This is a genomic window from Acinetobacter higginsii, from assembly GCF_000369525.1.
GTDB classification, from domain to species: domain Bacteria; phylum Pseudomonadota; class Gammaproteobacteria; order Pseudomonadales; family Moraxellaceae; genus Acinetobacter; species Acinetobacter higginsii.
Genome location: NZ_KB850072.1, coordinates 705,243 through 729,711, shown reverse-complemented (window position 1 = coordinate 729,711; position 24,469 = coordinate 705,243). Strand labels below are relative to the sequence as shown.

25 protein-coding genes are annotated in these 24,469 nt (G+C 40.6%); 8 read left to right on the top strand and 17 right to left on the bottom strand.

What is annotated here, in order from left to right:
- Positions 1 to 86: 86 nt before the first annotated feature.
- From gspM to F902_RS09390, 5 genes are read right to left on the bottom strand one after another with little or no spacing between them, the layout of a single operon-like run.
- Entirely contained in the window at positions 87 to 566 is a 480-nt protein-coding gene (gene gspM, locus F902_RS09410) for a type II secretion system protein GspM (protein ID WP_005189530.1), read from the bottom strand.
- Positions 566 to 1,705, bottom strand: a complete 1,140-nt coding sequence (gspL, locus tag F902_RS09405) for a type II secretion system protein GspL (protein ID WP_005202915.1) — start codon at positions 1,703 to 1,705, stop codon at positions 566 to 568. Before gspL ends, gspM begins: the two co-directional genes overlap by 1 nt.
- Before the next feature lie 40 nt (positions 1,706 to 1,745).
- Complete coding sequence (locus F902_RS09400; RefSeq protein WP_005202913.1) at positions 1,746 to 2,201, bottom strand: SixA phosphatase family protein; 456 nt, start codon at positions 2,199 to 2,201, stop codon at positions 1,746 to 1,748.
- Between the two features lie 57 nt (positions 2,202 to 2,258).
- Entirely contained in the window at positions 2,259 to 3,332 is a 1,074-nt protein-coding gene (locus F902_RS09395; protein ID WP_005202911.1) for an NAD(P)H-dependent glycerol-3-phosphate dehydrogenase, read from the bottom strand.
- Between the two features lie 47 nt (positions 3,333 to 3,379).
- Entirely contained in the window at positions 3,380 to 3,958 is a 579-nt protein-coding gene (locus F902_RS09390) for a nitroreductase family protein (protein ID WP_005202906.1), read from the bottom strand.
- A gap of 255 nt (positions 3,959 to 4,213) precedes the next feature.
- Between F902_RS09390 and F902_RS09385 the strand changes: the two genes are divergently transcribed.
- Entirely contained in the window at positions 4,214 to 4,597 is a 384-nt protein-coding gene (locus tag F902_RS09385) for a hypothetical protein (protein WP_005202905.1), read from the top strand.
- Positions 4,598 to 4,647: 50 nt separating this feature from the next.
- Here the strand turns inward: F902_RS09385 and F902_RS09380 are convergent, their stop codons facing one another.
- Both F902_RS09380 and F902_RS09375 read right to left on the bottom strand, forming a co-directional pair.
- A complete protein-coding gene (locus F902_RS09380) occupies positions 4,648 to 4,893 on the bottom strand; it encodes a hypothetical protein (protein ID WP_005202902.1) in 246 nt (81 codons plus the stop codon).
- A 154-nt stretch (positions 4,894 to 5,047) separates the two neighbouring features.
- The gene (locus F902_RS09375; protein WP_005202901.1) at positions 5,048 to 6,235 is read right to left on the bottom strand and encodes a phosphoglycerate kinase; all 1,188 of its coding nucleotides are present in this window, start codon (positions 6,233 to 6,235) and stop codon (positions 5,048 to 5,050) included.
- A 139-nt stretch (positions 6,236 to 6,374) separates the two neighbouring features.
- Between F902_RS09375 and F902_RS09370 the strand changes: the two genes are divergently transcribed.
- Both F902_RS09370 and F902_RS09365 read left to right on the top strand, forming a co-directional pair.
- On the top strand, positions 6,375 to 6,758 hold the full coding sequence (locus F902_RS09370; RefSeq protein WP_004653014.1) for a DUF2237 family protein: 384 nt from the start codon (positions 6,375 to 6,377) through the stop codon (positions 6,756 to 6,758).
- Complete coding sequence (locus tag F902_RS09365) at positions 6,758 to 7,351, top strand: Maf family protein (RefSeq protein WP_005202899.1); 594 nt, start codon at positions 6,758 to 6,760, stop codon at positions 7,349 to 7,351. Before F902_RS09370 ends, F902_RS09365 begins: the two co-directional genes overlap by 1 nt.
- Positions 7,352 to 7,393: 42 nt before the next feature.
- Here the strand turns inward: F902_RS09365 and F902_RS09360 are convergent, their stop codons facing one another.
- Positions 7,394 to 8,884: an MFS transporter gene (locus tag F902_RS09360; protein WP_005202896.1), complete on the bottom strand. Its 1,491-nt coding sequence runs from the start codon at positions 8,882 to 8,884 to the stop codon at positions 7,394 to 7,396.
- 126 nt (positions 8,885 to 9,010) lie between these two features.
- On the opposite strand from F902_RS09360, the gene F902_RS09355 reads away from it, so the two are divergent.
- The gene (locus F902_RS09355) at positions 9,011 to 9,601 is read left to right on the top strand and encodes a TetR family transcriptional regulator (protein WP_005202894.1); all 591 of its coding nucleotides are present in this window, start codon (positions 9,011 to 9,013) and stop codon (positions 9,599 to 9,601) included.
- Positions 9,602 to 9,608: 7 nt separating this feature from the next.
- Positions 9,609 to 10,127 carry a GNAT family N-acetyltransferase gene (locus F902_RS09350; protein WP_005202893.1) on the top strand — a complete coding sequence of 173 codons (519 nt, stop codon included), beginning with the start codon at positions 9,609 to 9,611 and terminating at the stop codon, positions 10,125 to 10,127.
- On the opposite strand, the gene F902_RS09345 is transcribed toward F902_RS09350, so the two are convergent.
- The 3 genes from F902_RS09345 to F902_RS09335 form a co-directional block, all read right to left on the bottom strand.
- Positions 10,124 to 11,377, bottom strand: a complete 1,254-nt coding sequence (locus F902_RS09345; RefSeq protein WP_005202892.1) for a serine hydrolase domain-containing protein — start codon at positions 11,375 to 11,377, stop codon at positions 10,124 to 10,126. The genes F902_RS09350 and F902_RS09345 overlap by 4 nt on opposite strands.
- An 81-nt stretch (positions 11,378 to 11,458) precedes the next feature.
- Positions 11,459 to 12,313, bottom strand: a complete 855-nt coding sequence (locus F902_RS09340; protein ID WP_005202891.1) for a MaoC family dehydratase — start codon at positions 12,311 to 12,313, stop codon at positions 11,459 to 11,461.
- A 65-nt stretch (positions 12,314 to 12,378) separates the two neighbouring features.
- Positions 12,379 to 13,770 carry a 3-oxoacyl-ACP reductase gene (locus F902_RS09335; protein WP_004807931.1) on the bottom strand — a complete coding sequence of 464 codons (1,392 nt, stop codon included), beginning with the start codon at positions 13,768 to 13,770 and terminating at the stop codon, positions 12,379 to 12,381.
- A 223-nt stretch (positions 13,771 to 13,993) separates the two neighbouring features.
- Between F902_RS09335 and F902_RS09330 the strand changes: the two genes are divergently transcribed.
- Positions 13,994 to 15,532: an acetyl-CoA C-acetyltransferase gene (locus F902_RS09330; RefSeq protein WP_005202890.1), complete on the top strand. Its 1,539-nt coding sequence runs from the start codon at positions 13,994 to 13,996 to the stop codon at positions 15,530 to 15,532.
- A 582-nt stretch (positions 15,533 to 16,114) separates the two neighbouring features.
- On the opposite strand, the gene F902_RS09320 is transcribed toward F902_RS09330, so the two are convergent.
- The 4 genes from F902_RS09320 to F902_RS09305 form a co-directional block, all read right to left on the bottom strand.
- Positions 16,115 to 16,468: a hypothetical protein gene (locus tag F902_RS09320; RefSeq protein ID WP_005202888.1), complete on the bottom strand. Its 354-nt coding sequence runs from the start codon at positions 16,466 to 16,468 to the stop codon at positions 16,115 to 16,117.
- A 120-nt stretch (positions 16,469 to 16,588) separates the two neighbouring features.
- Positions 16,589 to 17,377, bottom strand: a complete 789-nt coding sequence (locus tag F902_RS09315; RefSeq protein WP_005202887.1) for a glutathione S-transferase N-terminal domain-containing protein — start codon at positions 17,375 to 17,377, stop codon at positions 16,589 to 16,591.
- 12 nt (positions 17,378 to 17,389) lie between these two features.
- On the bottom strand, positions 17,390 to 17,902 hold the full coding sequence (gene rraA, locus F902_RS09310; RefSeq protein ID WP_005189586.1) for a ribonuclease E activity regulator RraA: 513 nt from the start codon (positions 17,900 to 17,902) through the stop codon (positions 17,390 to 17,392).
- 12 nt (positions 17,903 to 17,914) lie between these two features.
- Positions 17,915 to 18,580 carry a Rossmann-fold NAD(P)-binding domain-containing protein gene (locus F902_RS09305; RefSeq protein WP_005202885.1) on the bottom strand — a complete coding sequence of 222 codons (666 nt, stop codon included), beginning with the start codon at positions 18,578 to 18,580 and terminating at the stop codon, positions 17,915 to 17,917.
- Positions 18,581 to 18,793: 213 nt separating this feature from the next.
- Here F902_RS09305 and rpsT point away from each other — a divergent pair, with 213 nt between their 5' ends.
- Entirely contained in the window at positions 18,794 to 19,060 is a 267-nt protein-coding gene (gene rpsT / locus F902_RS09300; protein ID WP_004807943.1) for a 30S ribosomal protein S20, read from the top strand.
- Positions 19,061 to 19,108: 48 nt separating this feature from the next.
- On the opposite strand, the gene F902_RS09295 is transcribed toward rpsT, so the two are convergent.
- Together F902_RS09295 and F902_RS09290 are read right to left on the bottom strand one after the other, a co-directional pair.
- Entirely contained in the window at positions 19,109 to 20,371 is a 1,263-nt protein-coding gene (locus F902_RS09295) for a hypothetical protein (RefSeq protein WP_005202883.1), read from the bottom strand.
- Between the two features lie 188 nt (positions 20,372 to 20,559).
- On the bottom strand, positions 20,560 to 23,676 hold the full coding sequence (locus tag F902_RS09290; protein ID WP_005202875.1) for a M66 family metalloprotease: 3,117 nt from the start codon (positions 23,674 to 23,676) through the stop codon (positions 20,560 to 20,562).
- Between the two features lie 317 nt (positions 23,677 to 23,993).
- On the opposite strand from F902_RS09290, the gene F902_RS09285 reads away from it, so the two are divergent.
- Complete coding sequence (locus F902_RS09285; protein WP_005202873.1) at positions 23,994 to 24,410, top strand: hypothetical protein; 417 nt, start codon at positions 23,994 to 23,996, stop codon at positions 24,408 to 24,410.
- Positions 24,411 to 24,469 lie beyond the last annotated feature (59 nt).

Here is a 24,469-nt window from a genome sequence, read left to right as displayed (position 1 = left end):
CAATCACAGTCTACTGATTTTCAAGTAGGCACATTATAGGCATAGGCGTATCAAAACGCCATGCCTGACATAGGGTTTTTAATTGCTTACTGTACTGTTGCAGTTAATTTAATCTGATTATTGTTAGAGACCATATCCATTTTTTGGATACTGATACCCATTTGAGACAACTGCATCAAAAAGTTAGCCAACACAGCATAATTCTGGTGTTCTGCAACAAGCTGAATCTGCTCACCATTTTGCTGTGAAGAAACAGCCAAACCTTGTTGTTGGGCCGTTCGTTGTATTTTATCTGCTGCAGTCAATCCCACATCATTTGCAGGCTTCATTGTCGCCGCATTACTCTGCATCCACACGGTTAGATCTTTTAATTCATTTAACCGTTTTTGTTGTTGGTCTGCCAATGCATGCGTTTTCCACAAAGCAAAACCAATCACGGTCACAATGACAAAAATGGTGGTAAAAATCACCATTACCCGTTCACGGACAGATAAGCCTTGTAGATATTCATTTAACGCTTCAATTTTCTGATCAAAGCTATTTTGTAATCGTGTTAATGCTTTCATTATTTTACTTTTACCACCCCAATTGCACCAACTGTATCCGCCTGAATATTGCCTAATTCAGCTTGGAAACCTTGCTGGTTTAATTGTTGAGTTAATCCTTGTAAATCATCCGCAGATTTTGCTTTGAGTGACATAGCCAAAGTTGAGGCATCATAACTCACCTGCTGAGCAACGATTTGTTTTTGCATCAAAATTGGTCCAACGCGGCTTAACAGCGAAAGTGCTTGCGTATCACCAAGTTGACTCATACGCAATTGGCTTTCAAACTGGCTTTTAATATTTTGTTCGGTGACACGGCTATTCTCACCAAACCAATATTTATATTGCTCAATCGCTTGGCTTGCGGTTTGATCCGCAACTTTTTTCAGCTTCGACCAACGCAAGGCATCATAACCAAGCTGTACAACAATCACAGCCAACAATACGGCAGCCGCAGCTTTCCAATATCCTGACCATTGTGTTTCAGCATTTTTAGCTTTAGGTAAAACATTGAAAGGATGCTGTTTAGGTCTTAATAGTTGTTCAAATTGATAACTAAATTCGGTCCGCTGATCTTTACTAGATGCGGTAGCTAAACTTTCCAGTTGGCTGGCATTAAGATTGGCAAATTTATATTGTGTTTCTGCAGTTTGAAATTCAAGGTATAACGCGAGGTCATCGACTGAGTTTCCAAACCAAGTATTTTCTCTCACCAGCAAATGATCATAAAGATTGAGTAGTACCACTTGATCCTGTTCTGGTTCAGGTGCAATCAAAAAGTCAGGCAAGAATGCTGTAATCTGGATCGGCAAAAGACTCAGTGCATGTTGCCATGTTTCAATCGAATATTGCGCCACCCCCAAGATATTAAGCTGATCATTTTGAAAATGATGAACTACTTTCATTTGATCAATTGGCAAGGTGACAAACTCTTCCAAGAGGTATTTAACGCCCTCCTGTCCCAATTGTTTGTAATGTGCCTTGGTCATTGGTTGCTGTAATAATTGCGCATTTCGGCTTGGAAAATAAACCACAGCCTCTTTTCCATGATGCTCTTGCAAGTCCTGAATCAACTGTTCAAGACTTTGTGCCTGCAACCAATTTTCCCCTGCCGACCAATACCATGTTCCATTGGTTTCGGGCATCCATATATACAGCATCGGTGTTCAGTACCCTTATCCTATTGCGGATATATAAAAATTATAATGTTGGTGTAAAACGATTCTTTTGTGTCGACAAACCATTCGCGATCACAGCTTGATCATAAATACGTGCTTCTGCCAATGCAAATGGATTAAAGCCTTCATGCGTCAATTGTTCTTCAATATGTGCCACAACATTCATATGACACACCACTGCAATTGACTCATACGGTAATTTTGACAACCATTCAATTGCATCCTTGGCATCATCATCTGGCTTAATCTTATCGCAAATTAACACAGGAATGCCGTGAAAATGTGCCTTGATATGCGCCAAAGTTTCTTGAGCACGTAACAGTGGACTCACCACAAAAATCTCAGGTTGAATCACATCTTTTAAGAAATGTCCTGTTTGCTCAGCTTGTTGATGTCCACGTGGTGTAAGTGGACGCAGTATATCATTTCCATTGATGGCTGGAGATGCTTCACCGTGACGAACTAAAGTTAACTGCATAAAACGACCTTATTTTTTATAGCTGCATCATAACGCGAATAGATGACAGTTTTTTGATTAGACTTCATGATGAGGTAAAACAAATTCCACATCACTGCGATGACCATTTTTCATCAAAGACAACGCAATGGTCATTGGTGGCGCACCTTCAAAAATCACATCATACAGTGCATTGGTAATTGGCATATATACATCCAGCTCCTCCGCTTTGGTTCGAACTTGTACGATGGTATTAATCCCTTCCGCAGTTTGACCCAACTCTTTAGTCGCTTGGTCCAAGGTTTTCCCAGAACCTAATGCGAAACCGATTTGATAGTTACGACTTAATGGACTGTTACAGGTGGCGAATAAATCACCAACACCTGACAATCCCAAGAAGGTCAATGGATTGGCACCCTGCTTCACTGCAAAACGGCTCATCTCTGCCAACGCACGCGTTAGAATCATACTTTTGGTGTTTTCACCAATCTTATAAGCCCCACCCATACCCATGGCAACTGCATAAATATTTTTTAACGCGCCACCCAATTCAACACCGTGTACATCATCACTACCAAACACGCGGAATAAAGCACTATGTAAAGCATGTTGCACCGCATAACGAACTAGTTCTGACTCACTGGCGATAACCGTTCCTGAAGGCATACCCGCCATGATTTCTTTGGCAAGATTTGGACCAGATAAAACACCGTACGGCACTTCTGGTAATTCTTTGCGAATAATATCACTCATAAAACTAAAGGTTTTTGCTTCAATGCCTTTGGTCAATGAAACCACAGCCTGAGAAGTAATAAACGGCGCAATCTGTTTGAGCACATCACGGAATGAATGACTTGGAATGGCGACCAGAATAATGTCACGATCGCGTACAGCAAGCTCTAAGTCAGCCACTGCACGCAAAGCAGGTTCCAATGGATAATCAGGTAAATAGCGTTTATTGATATGCGTTTGATTAATTTCTTCCGCAACAGCAGCATCACGAATCCAAATCATGGTATCGCAACCATTTCTGGTCGCTAAATTTGCCATCGCTGTACCAAAACTACCACCGCCCAAGACCGTAATTCTTAATGCTGTTTTCTGATCTACGGCAACTGGTTCAACTAAATCACTAAAATTTAACTCTGTCATTTTTTATCCTGAAACGAATTTCTTTCTTTAATCATGCAAAACAAAGCTTAGGTTACTTGCCATACTTTTACAAAATCTTGACTATCTATTTCTGCTCTTGGCGCAATCGCTTTCGCTGCTGTTCCGATATAAATAATTCCAGAAATAAGATCCTGTTGTTTTAATCCCAATTGCTGTTTCAACCAATTTGATTCAACCACAGCCCCAGAACGCCACATGGTTGCAAAGCCTTGTGCTTGTAATGACAACAAGAAGTTTTGAATTGCAGCACCTGTACTTAAAATCTGTTCAAAGTGTGGAACTTTAGGATGATCTTGAATCGTGGTTAAGGCTAAAACCAACAGAGGCGCACGAAACGGATGCTGTTTCACTCGATCAAGTTGTGCAGGATCTGTTTCACCTAAATCTGCTAAAGCACTCGCTAATTGCTCACCAAAAGCCGCACGTAGTTCAGGAGTCACAATCACAAAACGAGTTGGTTTTAAACGATGATGATCAGGTGCAGTCAATGCAGCTTGCACTGCTTTTTCGAGTTGTTCTGTATTTGGTGCAGGCTCAATCAGTTGCCCAATAGATTGACGTTGATGAATATTTTGATGAATTGTCTCTATATTTGAGTCCGTCATTGAAATGAATCTAACTAACACAAGGATGGCGCTAGATTAGCATAATCTGAATGATTTCCACTATGCTTAATTCTTGCTTGTCACAGATGTCTATAATTGAATTTCGTTGGTAAATAACAAATATCATCATCGCTAAACTCATCATTCATTTGAGAAAATTTACAGAGTGTCTGCACAAACTGTACATAACCTGCAAAAGCACTCAGAAATTCTATGTTCCAATAATACAATTATGTAACGACTTGAGAACAAGTAATGAAAAAAACCTTAATCATGAGTTTAGTTGGTGGCTTGGCACTCGGATTGACAGCGTGTGCATCTACACCAACCAACACGTTGGCGATTCAAAAAGAAAATAATCAATACGAAGTCACAGGTATTGGTAAAACCAACCTGATTGCAAAAAACAATGCAGTAACTGCCGCTCAAAAAACCTGTACCCGTAACACAGCCCCAGTTGTTGTTGACGAAAAAACCGCGTACCAAGGTGTATTAAAAGGTGTGGTCAATGAACAAACAGGTAAAATGGTTGAAGCTGCAGCAGGTGTACTCGGCACACTTACGGGCAAGAATGCCTCTTTAGCTCGAGATGATGATTATCAAACCACGCTTACCTTCTACTGCAAAGCTAATTCATAAATACAAAAAAAGCCGATGTTTGAAACATCGGCTTTTTTCTGCGTTGTCACTTAGTGCGCTTCGCTCGTAGCGACTTCAGATGCTGCACCTTGTTCAGCAACATCAGTATTATTTTCATCTAAATTCGGTTTATCAATCGCATCAATTGCAGCTTGTTGCTCTGGGGATGTCTGTGTTGATACAGCAGCAGCTGTTTGGTCTTGCTGTTCAGCATTTTTCGCTTCTTCTTTCTTTGCACATGCAGTCAGCATGATTGGAGCAATAATTAGAGCGGCAAGGGTTAATTTAAATTTCATCACGGCTTTCCACAGTTACTTGGTTAAGTTATGACAAGCATATTTCAGATATATGACATTTTAATGACGATAACGTTGTACAAAAGTAAAAAGAGCCGATAAATATCGACTCTTTTTAAATTATCTTATTATTAATCAATAAATTAAAACTTGATTAAGCACGCTCAAGTAAAACAGCAACAGCAGGTAAAGTTTTGCCTTCTACGAACTCTAAGAATGCACCGCCACCTGTTGAGATATAGCCAATTTGATCAGCAACTTGATATTTATCAATCGCAGCAAGCGTATCACCACCACCTGCAATCGAGAAACCAGCAGATTCAGCAATCGCCAATGAAAGTGTTTTAGTGCCTTCACCGAATTGATCGACTTCGAAAACACCCACTGGGCCATTCCAAAGAATTGTTTTAGACGATTTTAAGATGTCTGCAAATGCTTTAGCCGTTTCAGGACCAACATCCAAAATCATATCGGTATCAGTGACATCAGCCACGTTTTTCACAACAGCTTGTGCACTTGCCAATGAACCAAGGAAATCTTCAAAGTTGATTTGGCTTGCATCTGCAACCACAACATCTGTAGGTAATGGAACACTCACTTTTGCCGCAATTTGTTTTGCCGTTTCAACCAAATCCGCTTCGTAAAGTGATTTACCCACATTAAAACCAGCTGCAGCCAAGAAGGTATTGGCAATACCACCACCCACGATCAATTGATCACAGATGGTAGACAATGAAGTCAACACATCAAGTTTAGTTGATACTTTAGAGCCTGCAACAATCGCAACCATTGGTTTTTCTGGTGTTTGCATTGCACGGCCAAGCGCATCTAACTCAGCTGCCAATAAAGGACCCGCAGCTGCGATTGGCGCAAAACGTGCTGCACCTTCAGTTGATGCTTCTGCACGGTGCGCTGTACCGAATGCATCCATAACAAATACATCGCATAACGCAGCGTATTTCTTCGCAAGCTCTTGGTTATTTTTCTTTTCGCCGTGGTTGAAACGAACGTTTTCAAGTAACACAACTTGACCCGCAGCCACTTCAACGCCATCTAAATAATCTGTGAATAATTTAACATCTTGACCCAACGCTTTGCTTAAGTAAGCAGCAACTGGTGCAAGTGATTGTTCTGGTTTTGGCTCACCTTCTACAGGACGACCAAGATGAGAAAATACCATCACTGCCGCGCCTTTTTCTAAAGCAGCTTTAATTGTTGGCAATGCAGCACGTAAACGTGCATCACTGGTAATTTCCCCATTTTTTACAGGAACGTTTAAGTCTTCACGAATAAGAACTCGTTTACCTGCTAAATCAAGATCAGTCATGCGCTGAAAATTCATGGATGGCTCTCTAGTTGATTTTAAAAACGGCGTAATTTTAAATGATTCTCTGAAATAAAGGTGAGTTTTTTTGCAGAAAAGCTGCCGAAAGCTTCAGTTTTGATTATGATAATCACCGTCACTAAATCTTTCTATTATTATGTCAATTCATCCAGATCCAAAAATTAATCGTTTAAACGTGCTTGGCGAACCTTTAGCCAGTTGTTGTTATGACCCAATCACTGGGTATTTTCGTAATGGCTTTTGCCACACGGCGGTCACCGATTTAGGTCAGCATACAATGTGTGCACAAATGACTTCTGAATTTCTAAATTTCTCGCAAAAAGTCGGCAATGACCTCATTACACCGTTACCCGAAGTTGGCTTTCCTGGGCTTAAACCCGGAGACTTCTGGTGTATCTGTGTAACGCGTTGGGTCGAAGCTTATCAAGCAGGACAAGCACCACCGATTAAGTTGAATGCTTGCCATAATGCCGTACTGCATTATGTTCCCTTGAATATCCTTGTGGAATACGCTGTCTAATGCTTCAACATCAACTGATTTTAGCCTCAGGCAGTCAAACCCGTAAAGATCTGATGGATCGTTTAAGGCTGGATTATCGTTGTATTTCCCCTGATATTGATGAATCTGCATCAGGTGAAATACATGCCGATGATTTGGCCAAACGTCTTGCTTTTGAGAAAGCAGGTGTGATTGCTCAGCAACATCCTGATGCAATTGTGATTGGTTCAGATCAAGTGGCTTGGCGCGAACATGCTCCGTATGACTTTATTGGCAAACCACTGAGTGTTCAAAATGCCATTCAACAATTGCAGGCAAACTCGGGTCAAACCGTGTTTTTCAGTACCGCGCTCAGCGTCCAACATTTGCAATCTGGCTTTGAAACCACACTGGTCGAACATTACCAAGTCAAATTTCGCCAGCTGACATTGCCAGAAATTGAGCGTTATATTGAAATTGACCAACCCTTGCATTGTGCGGGTAGTTTTAAATGTGAAAGTTTGGGGATTAGCTTATTTGAAAAAATGGTGGGTGATGATCAAACCACCTTGATGGGCTTACCCATGATTCAATTGTGTAAGATCTTACGTGAATTTGGGATAACTATTCCTTAAAAAATGCCCTGACCTAAACTCAATTTAGATCAGGGTCAATCATTATTCCTCGACCACAGTGACTCTCTTTGGTAAAGCAAACCAGATAAAGATCGACAAGATCAAGAATAATAAGGCTGCTACATTCAACACCGAACGATGCGACTGGCTAAAGGCCTGCTTCGCAGCTGCAATGACATGTTCAGCAATCATTGGCTGTAATTGCTTAGCGGCTTGAACGGCCTCACCAATCGAACTACTCACCTGTTCAATGATGTTATGTGGTACATCGGCTGGAACCACAATCGAGTTAGCATAAAACCATGACAACATCAGACCGAAAAAGGCAATTCCTAGACCCGCCCCCAGTTCATAGGCCATCCCTTCAATTGCCCCTGCTGCGGTCGCCTTACTTGGCGGTACTGAAGACATAATTGCAGAGGTTGACGCCAGTAAAGCAATTTCCACACTTAAACCTAAAACAACCATCCAGCTCCAGACCTGCATCTTCGCCTGCATAAAATCAGTATTTGCCAATCCCCATAAGCTTAAAGCACTCATCAACATACCAAGCGATGCAACTGAGCGCAGACCGAAACGATTGACCAGCATACTGGCAATTGGACCACCTAAACTGATCGCAATCATAAACGGTAAAATAAATGCGCCCGCAGCCAACGGTGAGAGTTGGTAAACAAATTGTAGTTCCTGAGAAATCAGCAACTCGAATCCGACTAAGGCCATCATTGATACAATTGCCATCACAACACCTGTCGCAATCACAGGATGTTTGAATAATTGAATATCAATCATTGGAGACGTTGATGTGAGCTGTGTACGAATAAAGCCAATCAATAAACTAAAACCAACTGCAAATATCAGAACTGACCAGATACTAAAACCGTGCATCACAGTCTTAATCGCATAGATCATACTCAGGATTGCAACCACCAATACAATGGCCTGTAATAAGTTAAGATTTTGCTTTGGTTGCCCTGCCTGCTTTGGAATCACAAAGACCGTTAAAGCAAGTACAGCAATCATAATCGGAACATTGATCAGGAACACTGAGCCCCAATGAAAATGCTCAAGCAAAAAACCACCAAGCAATGGGCCAAAGGCTGCACCACCACCACCGACAGTTGCCCAAACACCTAAAGCAAAGTTACGCTGTTTTTCATCAAGGAAAGTATTACGAACCGCAGATAAAGTGGCAGGCAAAATCATGGCTGCACCAACAGCCAATAAAGCACGAGAACCAATTAATGCATATGCAGTAGAAGAAAAGGCTGCGGCCAATGATGCTAGACCAAATAAGATACCACCAATAATCATCAGCTTTTTAAAGCCAATACGGTCTCCCAAGGCACCCATTGGCAGAATCAGACCTGCCATGACCAAGGAATAAATATCAATAATCCACAGCAATTCATTTGCGGATAATGAAAGTGACTCACTCAATGTCGGTGTTGCCACATGTAAAACGGTTGCATCAATTGATACAGGAAGATAAATCAGTACAACGATTGCAAGAATTAACCACTTGCGTGACATAAATGCCTCTAAATTGGACAATTGTTCAAGTTGGCGTTATTATAACCATAATTGAACGCTTGTCCAACTTTTAAAGTTGAGTTAATTTGTCTCTGATTTGTATGTACTCATAGGTGCTAAAAAAGAATGGCTTATTTAAACCGCGAACAACGTCGTGAAATGATTTTACAAGCTGCGATGCAGGTCGCATTAAACGAAGGTTTTTCTGCAATGACAGTTCGTCGTATCGCCACTGAAGCCCAAACCTCGACAGGACAAGTACACCACCACTTTGCTTCCAGCTCGCATTTAAAAGCAGAAGCCTTTATCAAATTGATGCAACAATTAGACGAAATTGAAAATCAGGTCAGCACAGCCAACGCTTTACAGCGCCTCTCCCTGCTACTCGGTTGCGAAAATATTGAGCAAATCCAGCCTTATTTAAGATTATGGAATGAAGCTGAAGTCCTTATTGATCAAGATCAGGAAATAAAACGGGCCTATAATATTGCCATGCAAGACTGGCATCGTTCAATTGTACGGATGATTGATGAAGGCCAAGCATTAGGTGAATTTCATTTTGAGACCAATAGCGATGACATCGCATGGCGACTAATTTCATTTGTCTGTGGCTTGGAAGGGATTTACAAACTGGGGTTGATTGGCTTAAATGAAAACGATTTTAAACGCCACACCGAAGCCATTATTCAAGCAGAATTATTTAAGAAATCAAAATGAGTAAACAATGAAACGAGCACTCTTACAAACGGCAAGACTCGATTTATTTGTATTTAAAATGGATGATCTTGTTGATATCTACCCTTGTGTGACAACAACATTAACCCGTTATATGGCTTGGGAACCTGCTCAAAACTTCGCAGCTCAAGAAAAAATTGGGCAACAATGGCTGATCGCCGAAACAAACCATACCGATCGCCATTTTGTGTTACGTCGTAAACTAGATCAGCTGTTTATTGGTCTCATCGGTGTGCATCGAATGCAGACATCAACACCTGAACTGGGATTATGGATTCGGGAAGATTGCCACAATCAAGGTTTTGCCAAAGAAGCGATTTTAGAAGTATTTCGTTGGGCTTCTACTCACATATCCGCCCAATATTTCCTATACCCTGTTGCAGTGGATAATCAGCCAAGTCGTAAACTGGCTGAATTTTTAGGTGGAACTATTGCTGCATACAAGACTGAAAGCAAATATGAAGCAGTGATTTACCACATTCCACCCTATCAAATTAAGGCAAATTAAAACCAGCCTTTTCGACCTGTTAATATTTCATCTGCACAGCGGAGCGTTTCTTGGCTCAAGCCCCATAGACGATAGTCCCCTGTTGCCGAGGTAATATTAAAATTATGGGTATAAGCAAAACTGAGTTCACGATCAAAATCACACCATGCTCCTGAGCCATTAAAGCCAACATGTCCAAAACCATGCGGTGCACGCTTACCCATCGTTAAAATACGGTGATAACCTAAACGCCAATGCATTGGAATCGGCATCACGCGATCACGTACTTTGCTTTGTACCGTACTGAGTTGCTTAAACACTTCTGGGCGAATCAGTTGTTGCCCCTGCCATTGCCCTTGATTGGCTAGCATTGCATAAACTTTTGCCAAACTATCGGCAGTAAATACGCCATTGGCCGCAGGAATAACAGCTTGCAAACCTTCATTACTATAGAAGCTAAAATGACGCATGCCTTTTGGAATCATGGCATCTTGGAAATCTTGTGGATTTTGCCCAGAAAACTCCAATAAGCGTTCTGATAAGGATACTTTACGTGGTTGACTGTTTTTCTTTGGCTGCGGTTTAGCTTGAGATGCCGTTTTCGGTTTTTCCAATAGCCGTGCAACACGATTTAATTCTGCTGTTGGTGTCCCAAAATATGTGCCATCCAGTTCAAGCGGTTGTACCAGATAACGTTGCATCAGCCAACTCAGAGGTTGTTTGGCTGCTTTCTCAAGTACACCACCCAAAATCCAGCCATAGGTCAAAGGCTGATAAGCAAAACTTTGTCCAGCTGCAAAACGTGGTGTCGCTGCGGCAATCACATCCAGCATATGCGACCAATCCAGCATTTCTGTTGCGGTTTCAATAGTATTGCGAATGTCAAATAAACCGCTTTGATGTGATAAAACATGACGTAAAGTAATATTGGCTTTACCATTCTGAGCGAACTCAGGCCAATAATGTGCAATCGGTTGCTCATAATCCAGCACACCTTCACTCACCAAAATATGGGCAAGTGTCGCTAGAATGCCTTTCCCCGTTGAATAACACATGGCTAAAGTATTGGATTGCCAATCTTCTTCTTGAGATTTCTTACCCGTATAAATATCAACAACTTTTTGACCTTGGAAATACACCACCAATGCTGCACCACCTTGCTGGGTTCGTGCATCTTGCAGACGGCTAAATTGGCTCGCCAAATCTATAAAGCGTTCATCAACACTGCCGTGATAATGATGTGTATCAGCAAATAAAAGTTCTTTAATCAAAGCTCAAATCCTTATGATATTTATACTTGTTAGAAGATCCCTGTTGCGAACAACAGGGATTATTTACATTATATGATAGTACTAAAGGGCTTTTACTGTACCGGCAACATGTGGCTTTTTAGATTTCACATTACGAATTAAGAAATCTGTTTGTTTTGGCTCGGCTGCAGTTAAAAACTCCACCGTAGATGGTAAGAACATCGGTAGTTTAAACCAAACATCTGCCTCATAAGCCGCAGGTAATTCGATACTTGCCAAAGCTTTAGCTTTGCTCCACATCCCATGTGCAATCGCCTGTTTAAAGCCAAACGCTTTTGCAGTCACAGCATGGATATGAATCAAGTTAAAGTCACCCGAAATCACGGCATAACGACGGCCGGTATTTTCAGAAATATTCCATTCTGCTTGTGGTTGGTAAGCAGGTTCTTTCACTTCTTTGGCTTTTTCAACTGCTTTTTTCTCAGTTTTTTGGCGTGATAAATAAGTGGTTAAACTTTCCATCACCACTTCACCACCGACTTTCGCAGTCGTGATGAAATCAAACTGTAAACCTTTGTCATGCGGTTTTAGCTCACCAAACTTGCACGATAAAGTAATTTGCTCATTCACAGCAATTTTGCGAGTTTGTTTGATCTGATTACGAATATGCACCAAACCCAAGATCGGGAATGGAAATGCTTCACTGGTCATCATGTGCATTTGCAGACTTTGCGACAAAACTGCCAAATAGATTGCTGGCACGAAACCATCATTTTTAAAACCACAAATCTCGTTATAGCTTTCTAAATGTTTGCTATCAATCTTAAGTGTATCCACCACATACTCAACTTGTGGCAGAACCTTTTCACCTTTTGGTTTTTTGAAAATGAGACCTTGAATGACTTTTGGATAAGCTAAATAAGGTTTTGGCAACTGACTAAAATGACGTGTATTCATAATAAACCTTTCAATATTTTTATAAAAAAGGGATGCACAAGCACCCCTCTTCAAAACCCTAATGCTTAGGCACCTAACAAGCTTTGACCGCAGACGCGAACAACGTTGCCTGTTACACCTGTTGAACCAGTAGATGCATACCACGCAATTGCTTCAGCCACATCTACAGGTAAGCCACCTTGGTTCATTGAGTTCATACGGCGACCTGCTTCACGAATCGCGAATGGAATCGCGGCAGTCATTTGTGTTTCGATAAAACCTGGTGCAACTGCATTGATGGTAATACCATTTTTCAATGTCGGCGCAGTAAATTTAACCAGACCAATCACACCTGCTTTAGATACTGCATAGTTAGTTTGACCGAGGTTACCCGCGATACCACTGATTGATGATACACAAACGATACGACCATTGGCATTTAAACCATCATGAGAAAGTAAGTAATCATTAACACGCTCAATTGCAGACAAGTTAATATTGATTACTAGATCCCAAAGCTCAGGCTTCATATTCGCCAAAGTTTTGTCACGGGTAATTCCAGCGTTATGTACGATCACATCTACGCCGCCTTGTTTTGCAGCAGCAGTTTTGATTTTCTCACCCGCATCAGCAGCAGTGATGTCGATTGCCAATACTGAACCACCAATTGAACCAGCAACACGCTCAAGATCAGCTTGTTGTTGTGGAACGTCTAAACAAATGACATGTGCACCATCACGCGCCAATACATGTGCAATCGCTTCGCCAATACCACGACTCGCACCAGTCACTAATGCTGTTTTACCTGCAAGTGGCTTCGCCCAATCTAAATCAACCACATCTGCTTTAGACACACGGATCACTTGACCAGAGACATAAGCAGAACGTGGTGAAATCAAGAAACGTAAAGTTGATTCAAGATTTGCTTCTGCACCTTGGTCCACATAAACCACTTGAGCAGTAATACCTTTTTTGAATTCTTTACCAACAGATTTGATAAAACCTTCAAGCGCACGTTGTGCAATCGCTTGTTTGACTGTTTTTGCAGTTTCAGGTGTAGTACCAATCACGATCACACGACCTGAACTTGAGATTTGACGCGCGATTGGATTGAAGAAGTCGTATAACGCTTTTAATTGTTCAGAATCTTGAATGCCAGACGCATCAAATACAACCGCTTTAAACTTAGATTCTTTATCATCTGCGTTAAGAGGACGAAGATTTAAACCGACCTTTGCAGCCGTTTGTTGTAATTCAACATTATTACCGACATAGCTATCTGCATGAATATTGCTAAGAACTTGAGCAATCGCAGCAGAAATTGTGCTTGATGGTGCTGCGCCAAGCAATACTGCACCATTTACAACTGGTTGAGCACTTTCAAAACGATCTAGTGCTACTGGTGATGGTAAACCTAGATTTTTTACGACAAACTTACCTAAAGGTGATTGTGTAAATGCTTGGTACTGATCAGTCATGGTTATTATCTCTCATACAAATGAATTTGTTACAAACACATGAATCATGTTGGGATATGGCATGAAATCAATGTCTGATTGACTCATAGCAAATCATACTTGAGTTCATGTCTAGATGTCTTGACCTGAATGTGGTCTCAAGCGTCATTCTAGTCAATACAGCACTATTGGAAATATGGTATGTTTGTAGCAAGAATTTCGCAATTATGCTTGGAAAAGCCTTATGAGCAAAACAACTCAAGAAAATCCAGCAGTCGAGACTTCCGCTCAAGAGACTGTGTCAAATACATCAAAAGCAGCTTCAACTTCACGTAAAACTGCAAGCACAACATCGAAAGCGGCAACGACGACACCTAAAACAACGCGTGCTCGCTCTACAACACGTAGTGCGGGGACTACAAAAAGCACTGCTGCATCATCTACTACGACGAAAGCAGCTACAGCTAAAACAACCAAACCTTCTGTTCAACAGGATAAAACCATGAGCCAAAACACTGTGCGCCGTGTTGCCATTATCGGCGGTAACCGTATTCCTTTCGCTCGCTCTAACGGCGCTTATTTCACAGCTTCTAACATCGACATGTTTACAGCTGCGTTAAACGGTTTGGTTGAGCGCTTCAACCTACAAGGTCAACGTCTAGGTGAAGTGGTTGCTGGTGCAGTATTAAAGCACAGCCGTGATTTCAACATGACTCGTGAGTGTGTTTTAAATACTCAACTTGCGCCAGAAACCCCTGCATATGACATTCAACAAGCATGTGGTACTGGCTTACAAGCAGCCTTCCTGGTAGCAAACAAAATTGCTTTAGGTCAAATCGAAGTAGGTATCGCAGGCGGTGTTGATACCACTTCTGATGCACCAATCGCTTTCGGTGACGGCTTACGTAAAGCCCTGCTTGAGCTTAACATTGCTAAAACAGGTAAAGACCGTTTAAAAGCTTTAGCAAAAATTAATGTTAAAGATCTTATGGATGCACCTAAAAATGGTGAGCCACGTACAGGTTTATCTATGGGCGACCATCAAGCAATCACTGCGCTTGAGTGGGGTATTCCACGTGAAGAGCAAGATATTCTTGCTGCTTCTTCTCACCAAAAAATGGCAAAAGCATATGAAGAAGGTTTCTTCGATGACTTAATTACACCATTCTTGGGTTTAAATCGTGACAACAACTTACGTGCTGACTCGACTGCTGAGAAATTAGCAAAATTAAAACCAGTCTTTGGTAAAGGCGAAGCTGCAACCATGACAGCGGGTAACTCGACTCCACTGACTGATGGTGCTTCATGTGTACTTTTAGCGTCTGAAGAATGGGCTAAAGCAAATGGTCACGAAGTACTTGCTTACTTAACTTTCTCTGAAACTGCTGCGGTTGATTTCGTTGGTAAGAAAGAAGGCTTATTGATGGCACCTGCGTATGCAGTTCCACGTATGCTTGAGCGTGCTGGTCTTAAACTTCAAGATTTCGACTACTATGAAATCCACGAAGCATTTGCATCACAAGTTCTTTCTACATTGAAAGCATGGGAAGACGAGAAATTCTGTAAAGAGCGTTTAGGTTTAGATGCACCTTTAGGTTCAATTGATCGTAGCAAGCTCAACATCAAAGGTTCTTCTTTAGCTGCGGGTCACCCATTCGCTGCTACAGGTGGTCGTATCATCGCGACTGCTGCGAAAATCTTAAATGAAAAAGGTTCAGGTCGTATCCTTGTTTCGATCTGTGCTGCTGGTGGTCAAGGTGTAACGGCGATTATTGAAAAATAATCTCTAACCTGATCAAAAAAAGGGATTAAATCTTTGGATTTAGTCCCTTTTTTTATTATTATTTTGGTTATATAAACAACAACTCAAAATAACACTTATCCTATGCAGTCATTCTTATTCTATCAACTTTTTTATATAGGTGCTTGGCATCCAGTTTTACTGGTTCTATTATTTTTATTTGGGTTTTATCTTGCGGAATTATCTTTTAAAAAAGCTTTAGCTAAATATCCAGTGGAAAGCCTACAAGGCTATAAAAGGACAATCAACAGCATATTTTTTAGTACTCTATTTTTTGCGATGAGCTATGTCTTTAATTTTAATTTTATCTTTTTCATTTCTTCATGCATTGCTCTACCCTATATGACAACTCGAAAAATAAACTATCAAATTACCAATGGGTATTAGAGATGTGGTTATTCATAATAAATATCTTCCTATTTTTAGAGCTATGCTTTGTACTACTTCACTTTTTAGCAGGTGAAGAAAGGCATTTATCTATTATTATATTTTTCGCTTCTTGTCTTTGGTTTATGAGCTTTATAGTTTGGATGTTATACTTTAAAGACCATCTTCCCACTTAGGCTATTTAGCTCGCTTAAACTTCACATAATAGTCGTTTAACACTTTAATCACTTGCTTCAACTCTTTTAGATTTTCTTCTGTATTTCCTAATCGCTCAACAAAGTGTTGTGAATGAATTTCCAAGTCAATCTTTTCATTGATTTGTGGTGCAATCCGAAATAGCTTTTCTAAATCATCAAATCGATCTAATTTTCGATTAGAAAAATATTCCAAACGAACGCTCAAGCCATTCAACACCACGCCATTTAGAATCGCGCCCTGCTCTGTATCAAATACTAAAGCATGTTCTTTTAAAAATAACTGCTCAGGCGTTTCTTTGGAACTTTTGAATAGGTTGCTCAGCTGGCTTAACATCGATCAATCACATCACTCTACTTTTCACTATATTAAACCGCTAAAACGACCAATCAAGCAACACTCACATCACACAACCACCTATAAAAAAGCATCTTCTACAAGATGCTTTCTCAACATTTATTTTCCGTACTGCGTTTTTAAATATTCAACAATTTTAGCCGACTCAAACATTTTCACGCCTGTGTTCGGATCAAGCAAATACGGAACTTGAATATCTCTCCCCATCACCTCAACCACCTTTTCGCGTTTGCCATTGGGCAATGGAATATACTTGCCTGGTTTTAAACGTAAAGCTGCAGGCCCCATATCCTGCCAACGTTCTTTAGGCACATTATGCAGAATGTATGGCAGCTCTAATTCTGTCAAGACTTCACGAACCAACCGTGTATAAGGACTCGCCTCAAAGCTCCATAACTCCAATAACTGTGCTGGTGCAGGACGATCAACAATCTGCTGGTTAATCCATACACCACGCGCTGAATTGGCAACTGTTGCTAAAGTAGAGACATAAGGGAGTTTTGGGTAATGACTAAATTTCTTCGGTGTCTTCCCACTGTTCCCATAATGTTTAAACAAGTGATGAATAATTTGTTGTGACTCATATAATTGGTCACCTGTATTTTCATCAATCAAGAATGGAAATTGGCGTTTCCCACCTTTTGCTTTGACGATTTGGCGGTACTTTTGACCACCTTTAGGACATGGATAAATTTCTACATCCAAATTCAACAAAGTGATGACTTCGCGGACACGACGACAAAATGGAGAACCTTCGAATTCATAGAGCTTAAGTGCTTTTGCAGGTTGATTTGGAAATGGTGTACCAGAAACACCTCTCCCACCTTCAATCACACTTGCCACCACAGATTGTAAAACCTTGAATTGATGGTTCACCATTTTCAACATAACGCTATCCTTTTAGCAATCGACTAATTTTTCTTTTGCAATCACAATACCGTTATTATCTGCATAGAGATAATCACCAGAATTGATCGTCACACTGCCAAAATACAATGTGATATCAACTTCACCTATGCCTTTACGATTACTTTTTTGCGGGATTGCAGCCAATGCATGTACGCCTAAATCCAATTCTGCAATCGCATCGACATCACGTACGCAACCATAGATCACCACGCCATTCCAGTGATGCTTTACCGCAGACTCCGCAATCAAATCTCCCATCAATGCACAACGCATTGAAGCACCACCATCAACAACCAAGACTTTGCCAGTACCATCAGTTGCCAAAAGTTCTTTCACACGGGAGTTATCTTCAAAACACTTTACAGTAACCACTTGCCCACCAAAGGTCTTACGCGCACCATAACTTTTAAAGAATTTACCATCGAGTGAGGGTATTACCACTTGTAGGTCTTTTTCAGGATTATCATCTAACAAATCACACGTTACGAAAGGGATCGTTGTCACTGAAATTCTCCATTATTTGCTTTGTTGTATGCTTAAATTGTCATAGAGTTTGAATGCAGCTGTCTGCGTTTGTGCCGCAAGCAACATAGTATGCGCCAATTGCTCAGCCGTTACAGGTTTAAGTTTAAACGGTCTGGTCCATGTCTTTTCAACGAGCTTAAAAATCGTTTGAGCCATATCTTCCAAGACCCGCACTTCACTTCGTTTACCAATTAATAGTGACGGCTGGAAGATCGATAGCTTATAAATTGACAGGCTTTTGAGGTAGTTTTCCAGCTCACCTTTTACTTTATTATAGAAAACTGGTGAATTAGCATTCGCTCCCAACGCACTGACCACTAATAAATGAATATTTTTATCCTGAACTAAATCAGCAAAATGGGCATTGATTTCATAATCAATCGCGTAAAATGCCGCTTTCGATCCTGCTTGTTTTATGGTGCTTCCCAAGCAGCTGAATGCATGTGTATAAGCACTCACATCTTCATCATTGAGTAATAAGAAATCTTCTAAAACAAGCTGATTAACTTTACTGTAAGTTTTTAATGTATCTGATTTTTTTCTGACAACAACGGTAATCGCATTGAAGTCATCCGAATGTTGTAACTCATCAATGAGTGCTTGACCAACCAAACCTGTAGCACCAATGACGATTGCCTTTTTATCACCTATTTTCATTTTTATTTATTCCAATCAATATCTAAGGCTAATGTAACGTTTTCTTGCACAGTTTTCACCTGTTAAATGTACTTAAAAGTATCACAAGACTTGACTTCGCGGCTTAGTTTCCTCAAAATATGGCACTTGTTTACGGGCTGGTGAATGTTGCTAATGTTTTATTGGTTTTAACTTCAGCCCGCCCAGACCAACTTATTTTCAAGGAGTGCACGAGTGGCAAACTCTGCTCAAGCTAAAAAACGTGCTCGTCAAAACGTTAAAGCACGTAAACACAACGCAAGCTTACGTTCTATGGTTCGTACTTACATCAAACGTACTGTAAATGCGATCGCTGCTGGTGATTATGCTGTTGCTACAGAAGCTTATAAAACAGCTGTACCTGTAATCGACCGTATGGCTGATAAAGGCATCATCCACAAAAATAAAGCTGCTCGTCATAAGAGCCGCTTGAACGCTCAAGTTAAAGCATTAGCTAACTAATTTGATGCACATAAAAAAGCCCGAATTTTTCGGGCTTTTTTATTGCCATTAATTTTTCACATAAGGCTGTAAGCCCGTTCCCGCCTCTGTCACGATCTTGAGCAGCTTTTGGCATAATATATAACTCTCCTCCAACAAACCCAAATCGCTCGCTCGGGCATTGCTCTGCATCAACAAAGCCTTATGCTGTTGATAGCGTTCTTGCAAATACAACTGATCTTGGCTTAATGCAATCATCATCAACTCAAAGCGAAAATCCAAATCGATTTTAATATCTACAGGCATATCACCGTAAGCCCATGCCTGTAATACTTCTAACCGACCTTGCCCTAGATTTGAAAAAATAAAATTGATATAAGCATCTAAGTTAGTAAAGAAATCCTGAATATCTGTTTGTGTATCCCAGCGCCCCATCAACGCAAAACTCGGTTCTACATTATTTTTTTGCCCCGTATTTTTATGCACATCCATTGAACGTAGACGAAAAATCAGGCGTTCAGGCAACTGCTCTTGCAATTGATCAGGAATAAAACGATCCGTAAAATCCATCGCAAAAGACAGCATTGGACTGACTGTTAATTTCCTAAGCACCATTTTCAACTGATAGAAAATACCAAGCTGCTTTTGGGTCAGTAAAAAGCATCGATATCCTGCATCCAACGCCAATTCAGGCCGTCCAATATTGCCCCAATTTGAAATAAAATCATGTGCAACATTAAATACATCCAACTTTAAATGCTGGGCATAACTTTGCTGCTCAAACCATTGACTAATCAATTGTTCCGCTTCAGGCATGCTTTGTGGTATTTGAAAATAATTTAATTGCTTTTTAGGCTCAGAAATTGGTTCAGTCACTTTGATTTTTAAAGGTTCTAACAAATATGGCTGCAACATATTTGAAACCGCATTTTCAGGGGATTGTAACTCACCAACTCCCCACACATTATAATTTGACTCATAGAAGCCAATTCCTGTTTCATGCGCGGCCTCATAAAAGACCCGATAGACCGCATCATTTTGTGCTTCATTTGCTAGAACATCTACTTGCACACTGGCACACAATCCTTGAGCGAACTTAGTCTTAATCCCTTGCACCCATTGTTGCGTCTGTTCAGAAAAATAAGATTGGTATTGCGGATCACAAATCTTGTTGCTAAATAAGTTCAACCATGCTTGCAAAGTTCTACCATGACTAGAGATATGGCAATATTGTTGATGCAGTTCAAAAGCAACTTGATGTGAATCATCTTCCGAAGGGACTTTACCTGTAAAAACCTCAGGCTCCCATAAGTAAATCGTGTTTAATAACATCTTTTTATCCAATTATGCGTCAAGTTTCTCTTTTTATAAGCCTATCATGACGAAAATTTCTACATTTTAAAAGTGCACTTTTATTATTTTTTTCAACTTTCTAAGAAAATACTCTGCATAAAAAAATATGAAGTCCCGAAGGACTTCATATCATCAACTTATGACGTTGAGATAAACTACCCAAATCATTAAGGACTAGATTGTAAAAGCTTAGTCGCCAATACCAGATTCTTTGCAGACAAACCAGCAAGAACGAGGCTGTTATTTACGACTGGAATCGTCCATTTTTGATTGGCACCACTGGTACAACGATAGCGAATTAGACGTGCACGATTATTGGTTAAGTAGCCACCCTCCAAATCGAAGCACTGATTCGATTGCTTAATCGCCAGCGCAGTTGTATCAAGCTCCCACACTTGACTACTTGCACTGCTACAAGGTGTGAGATTGATAACATTACCAGCTGTAGTCGTTAAACACTGATCTATATATTGCTTATTATGGATTTTACCCAATGCATCATAAATCCATTTCTCAGAGTCATCACCGACACAGCCTGTTGATCCACTAATAAATGCATTTAAATCACCATTCGCCAACTTCTCAGCTTTTAAACAATTGGTTCTGTTTAATAAACTGGTGCTTGATGCAAAATTCAAATCACCTTTGAGTTCTAACTTTTCAACAAAAGCATGGAATGCAGTTAATGCATCGGAATTTAAATTGGTCAAATCCGAACGATATACATTGATCCAGCGATTGAGTCGATAAAGCTTAATTTGCTGCTGGGTATAACGTACCATCTCATTCTGAGCATCAGGTGATAGTTGATCTTTAAAGGTTCTATATGAATCAAATAGTAACTTTGCATCCGTCGAAAGATTTACAACTGGCTTGTTTTTATTCTCGACTAAGGCCTGCTCTAATTGAGGCAACTCAATCGCTCTAAGAGCTGAGTATTCTGCTTCTTTACCAATTTCAACTGCAGGTGCTAGAGCCACTGTACTCGCAGGAATAGATGTACTTGAAAGTAGCACAGCTGCTTGATTGGCCTTTTTACAATACAAATTCACTTGCTGCGGTGCTTCACTTTGCGCAAGGTTGACATGGAATTTATTGGCGTTGCTATTCGAGTTCATTCGTTGTGGTGCTAAAGCAATATTTTGACTCGTACTGGCAAACTGCACATTCAGCCAACAACTTGCTGTTACTGAATTTGGATTGGCTTGTGGTAGATCAAATACATTACCCCAATTCCCTTTTGCAGCAGGATAAACCAAGCCAACCTGCGCCTCTGGATCATACCCCCCCAAAATCGTATAGACTGGCACACCAAACATTTTTGGTTTCAAGTAATTACCATCAGCACGGTTATACCAAACATTACTTGAGTTTGGTGTTTTAGGCTGAGCAACCTCCATCATCCGAGTTGTGGCATTCCATTTTTTATAACCCGTTGGAGAAGTTGCATCCCAAACATAACGATCAAATGCAGGCTGAATTTTTAAATAGGTACTATAGCCGGTGTAATGAGTATATTTAGAAATGCTACTTGCCGTCGCACCACCAGACATCGCATCCCAACCATAGGCATATTTATTCAGAAAATTCGGTACACCATTTGCACCATCACCTAAATTAGTGGTAGTCCAATTGAGATTACCGCGCATTTTATTTCTAAACGCAATATAGCCCCAGCCACTATCAGCATGATGCGCTGCCCAGAACATATTATCCCCGACAGAACCAGGATAATGCCCCAATCCATAATGATGACCAATTTCATGACTAAACTCATTACCTACAGAGTCAATCAAGGTCAGCATACCATTCCCACCACTGAGGCCATGAGTTGCCTCACCGTTGCTGTATTTGCCGCGCGCATAATGGGCCACAACACTTTGCGTAATTTGTGGCTGTTCTTGGCTCGCCATTGAAGCACTGGTGATCCCCCAATTGGCCAAGTTAATCCCCACACCAAAAGTCGATTTAGCCGTGTTTTCACGCATATCACCACTATAAACATCACCCGTGGTTGCACTTGCCGAGTCGTAGATCACACCACTTGCGACCATGACTTTATTCAGCTTTAAATCCTCATATTTGGTCACGATCATACGTGCAGCAGGAATGGTCTGAAAATAATCTGTCCCCGCTTTGGCAGGTTCAAGCAACATATAGTGGCCTGTTGACTTCGGAGGGTCCGTTAATAAGCCCAAACGGATATTTTGCACCACCAATTCACCTGGTGCAGCCAAATCAATATTTTCGGAAGTTAAATCACCGCTACGATTATTCAGTGGATCAACCACGCGGAGATGTAAACCGGCACGAATTTCATTCCATTTTAAGGCAACCGTCCATGCTCTTTTAGAGTAACTCACAGGCGGACGCCCATCAGTATTGGATTGATCAGAGGCTGCAATTCTTGACGGCTCTTTCAATTTAACCGTTCTGAGTAGTTGATTGCCTTGATAAATTTCGACTTGTAGCTTCTGTAAATCACCCATTTCTGCCAATGGTGTCACCAACAACAAGGCATCTTTTTCTGTGGTTAGACGCGGCATTGAGTCTTTTTCATTATTCTTAGGATTGACCACATGATTTTGTGCAAATTGCAACATCGCAGCAAAACTGCCATTTAGATCATTACGCAGTAGACGTGGCAGTCCAAGCTTATCGTAATCATAAAAACCAAGTACCGATTCATCTATTATATTTTTACGAGGTTCTGGATACTTTTCTACCACAGGTGGAATGGACGGTGTTTCTGTATTTCCTCCTCCACCTTGGCTCGGTGTTTCTGGTGTCGTGTTCCCCGAACCATTATTGCCATTATTCGGTGTTTCAGGTTTTGTATTTCCTGAACCATTATTGCCAGTATTAGGCACTTCTGGTGTTACACCACCTGAACCAGTATTACCGCCATTTGGCGTTTCAGGTGTTGTCGTTCCTGAATTGTTATTACCATTATTCGGTGTTTCAGGTGTTGTCGTTCCCGAACCATTATTGCCAGTATTCGGAACTTCTGGTGTGACACCACCTGAACCAATATTACCGCCGCCATTTGGTAGTTCTGGCACAGTAGTTCCTGAGCCATTATTTGGTGTCTCAGGCGTCCCATCACCCGGTAACTCATTGGTTCCATCACCTGGCGTAGGATTGGTATTCCCTCCAGTACCATGATCATTTTTTGGCGGCTCGGTATTATTTGTTGCATTTGAATGATCTGCACCACCACCACCGCAAGCGACGAGCATGGCCGATAACAAACAAACCGTTAAATGTTTAAGTTGTAATTGCATCACACTTCCCCAAGAAAAACTTGATAAATTATCGTTAATGATAAATTAAGTTAATTAGTTAAAGTTAATATAAATCATGTATTTATATATACTATCAACTTAAATAGCAGGAAGGGAAATTAATTTATCGTAAAAACAAGAAATACTGGATTTATTACACTTTTAATCTAATTCAATTTTATTTACATTTCCAAATTGAACATAACTCCACCAACAGCACTACACTTCCCTCACTCAAACTACCTATTTCAGGCATATAGAATTCATTTAAATTTAAGTTTTGAGCAACAATCAATCTACAAAAACTGGAGAGCCAAATGAATAAGAATAGGAAGGTTATCATCGCAGTCGCACTTTTTTCATGCAGTAGTCTCAGTTTTGCTGCAAGCTGCACAAATACGATCGAGAACAATACGGTCAGTACTCTCACTGTTCCCTCAGGTGCAAATTGCACACTCAACAATTCGTCAATTGAAGGCGATGTAAATATCGGGAAAGGTGGCAGTTTGATTTTAAATAGCTCGTCTATCCAAGGCAGCATTCAAGCTAACCAAGCAAAAGCAATCAAATTAATTAACTCAAGTGTCAGTGGTGATATACATATTGCACAAGCTGCGACAATATTAAGTTTAGATAAGTCAATAATTTCAGGGAATATTCACTGTTCAGCTTCAACCAAGTTGCAAGCAAACCTCAGCAATATCGAAGGACAAAAAATTGGAAAATGTGGTTAATCAGACTTTAATTCAATCATGTTGATATTTGAATCCAAATGATCGGTTTGGATTCACAT

Coding starts and splice junctions, on each gene's coding strand:
- gspM (WP_005189530.1), bottom strand. CDS start 566: ATGAAAGCATTAACACGATTACAAAATAGCTTTGATCAGAAAATTGAA.
- gspL (WP_005202915.1), bottom strand. CDS start 1,705: ATGCTGTATATATGGATGCCCGAAACCAATGGAACATGGTATTGGTCG.
- F902_RS09400 (WP_005202913.1), bottom strand. CDS start 2,201: ATGCAGTTAACTTTAGTTCGTCACGGTGAAGCATCTCCAGCCATCAAT.
- F902_RS09395 (WP_005202911.1), bottom strand. CDS start 3,332: ATGACAGAGTTAAATTTTAGTGATTTAGTTGAACCAGTTGCCGTAGAT.
- F902_RS09390 (WP_005202906.1), bottom strand. CDS start 3,958: ATGACGGACTCAAATATAGAGACAATTCATCAAAATATTCATCAACGT.
- F902_RS09385 (WP_005202905.1), top strand. CDS start 4,214: ATGAAAAAAACCTTAATCATGAGTTTAGTTGGTGGCTTGGCACTCGGA.
- F902_RS09380 (WP_005202902.1), bottom strand. CDS start 4,893: ATGAAATTTAAATTAACCCTTGCCGCTCTAATTATTGCTCCAATCATG.
- F902_RS09375 (WP_005202901.1), bottom strand. CDS start 6,235: ATGAATTTTCAGCGCATGACTGATCTTGATTTAGCAGGTAAACGAGTT.
- F902_RS09370 (WP_004653014.1), top strand. CDS start 6,375: ATGTCAATTCATCCAGATCCAAAAATTAATCGTTTAAACGTGCTTGGC.
- F902_RS09365 (WP_005202899.1), top strand. CDS start 6,758: ATGCTTCAACATCAACTGATTTTAGCCTCAGGCAGTCAAACCCGTAAA.
- F902_RS09360 (WP_005202896.1), bottom strand. CDS start 8,884: ATGTCACGCAAGTGGTTAATTCTTGCAATCGTTGTACTGATTTATCTT.
- F902_RS09355 (WP_005202894.1), top strand. CDS start 9,011: ATGGCTTATTTAAACCGCGAACAACGTCGTGAAATGATTTTACAAGCT.
- F902_RS09350 (WP_005202893.1), top strand. CDS start 9,609: ATGAAACGAGCACTCTTACAAACGGCAAGACTCGATTTATTTGTATTT.
- F902_RS09340 (WP_005202891.1), bottom strand. CDS start 12,313: ATGAATACACGTCATTTTAGTCAGTTGCCAAAACCTTATTTAGCTTAT.
- F902_RS09335 (WP_004807931.1), bottom strand. CDS start 13,770: ATGACTGATCAGTACCAAGCATTTACACAATCACCTTTAGGTAAGTTT.
- F902_RS09330 (WP_005202890.1), top strand. CDS start 13,994: ATGAGCAAAACAACTCAAGAAAATCCAGCAGTCGAGACTTCCGCTCAA.
- F902_RS09320 (WP_005202888.1), bottom strand. CDS start 16,468: ATGTTAAGCCAGCTGAGCAACCTATTCAAAAGTTCCAAAGAAACGCCT.
- F902_RS09315 (WP_005202887.1), bottom strand. CDS start 17,377: ATGTTGAAAATGGTGAACCATCAATTCAAGGTTTTACAATCTGTGGTG.
- F902_RS09305 (WP_005202885.1), bottom strand. CDS start 18,580: ATGAAAATAGGTGATAAAAAGGCAATCGTCATTGGTGCTACAGGTTTG.
- F902_RS09295 (WP_005202883.1), bottom strand. CDS start 20,371: ATGTTATTAAACACGATTTACTTATGGGAGCCTGAGGTTTTTACAGGT.
- F902_RS09290 (WP_005202875.1), bottom strand. CDS start 23,676: ATGCAATTACAACTTAAACATTTAACGGTTTGTTTGTTATCGGCCATG.
- F902_RS09285 (WP_005202873.1), top strand. CDS start 23,994: ATGAATAAGAATAGGAAGGTTATCATCGCAGTCGCACTTTTTTCATGC.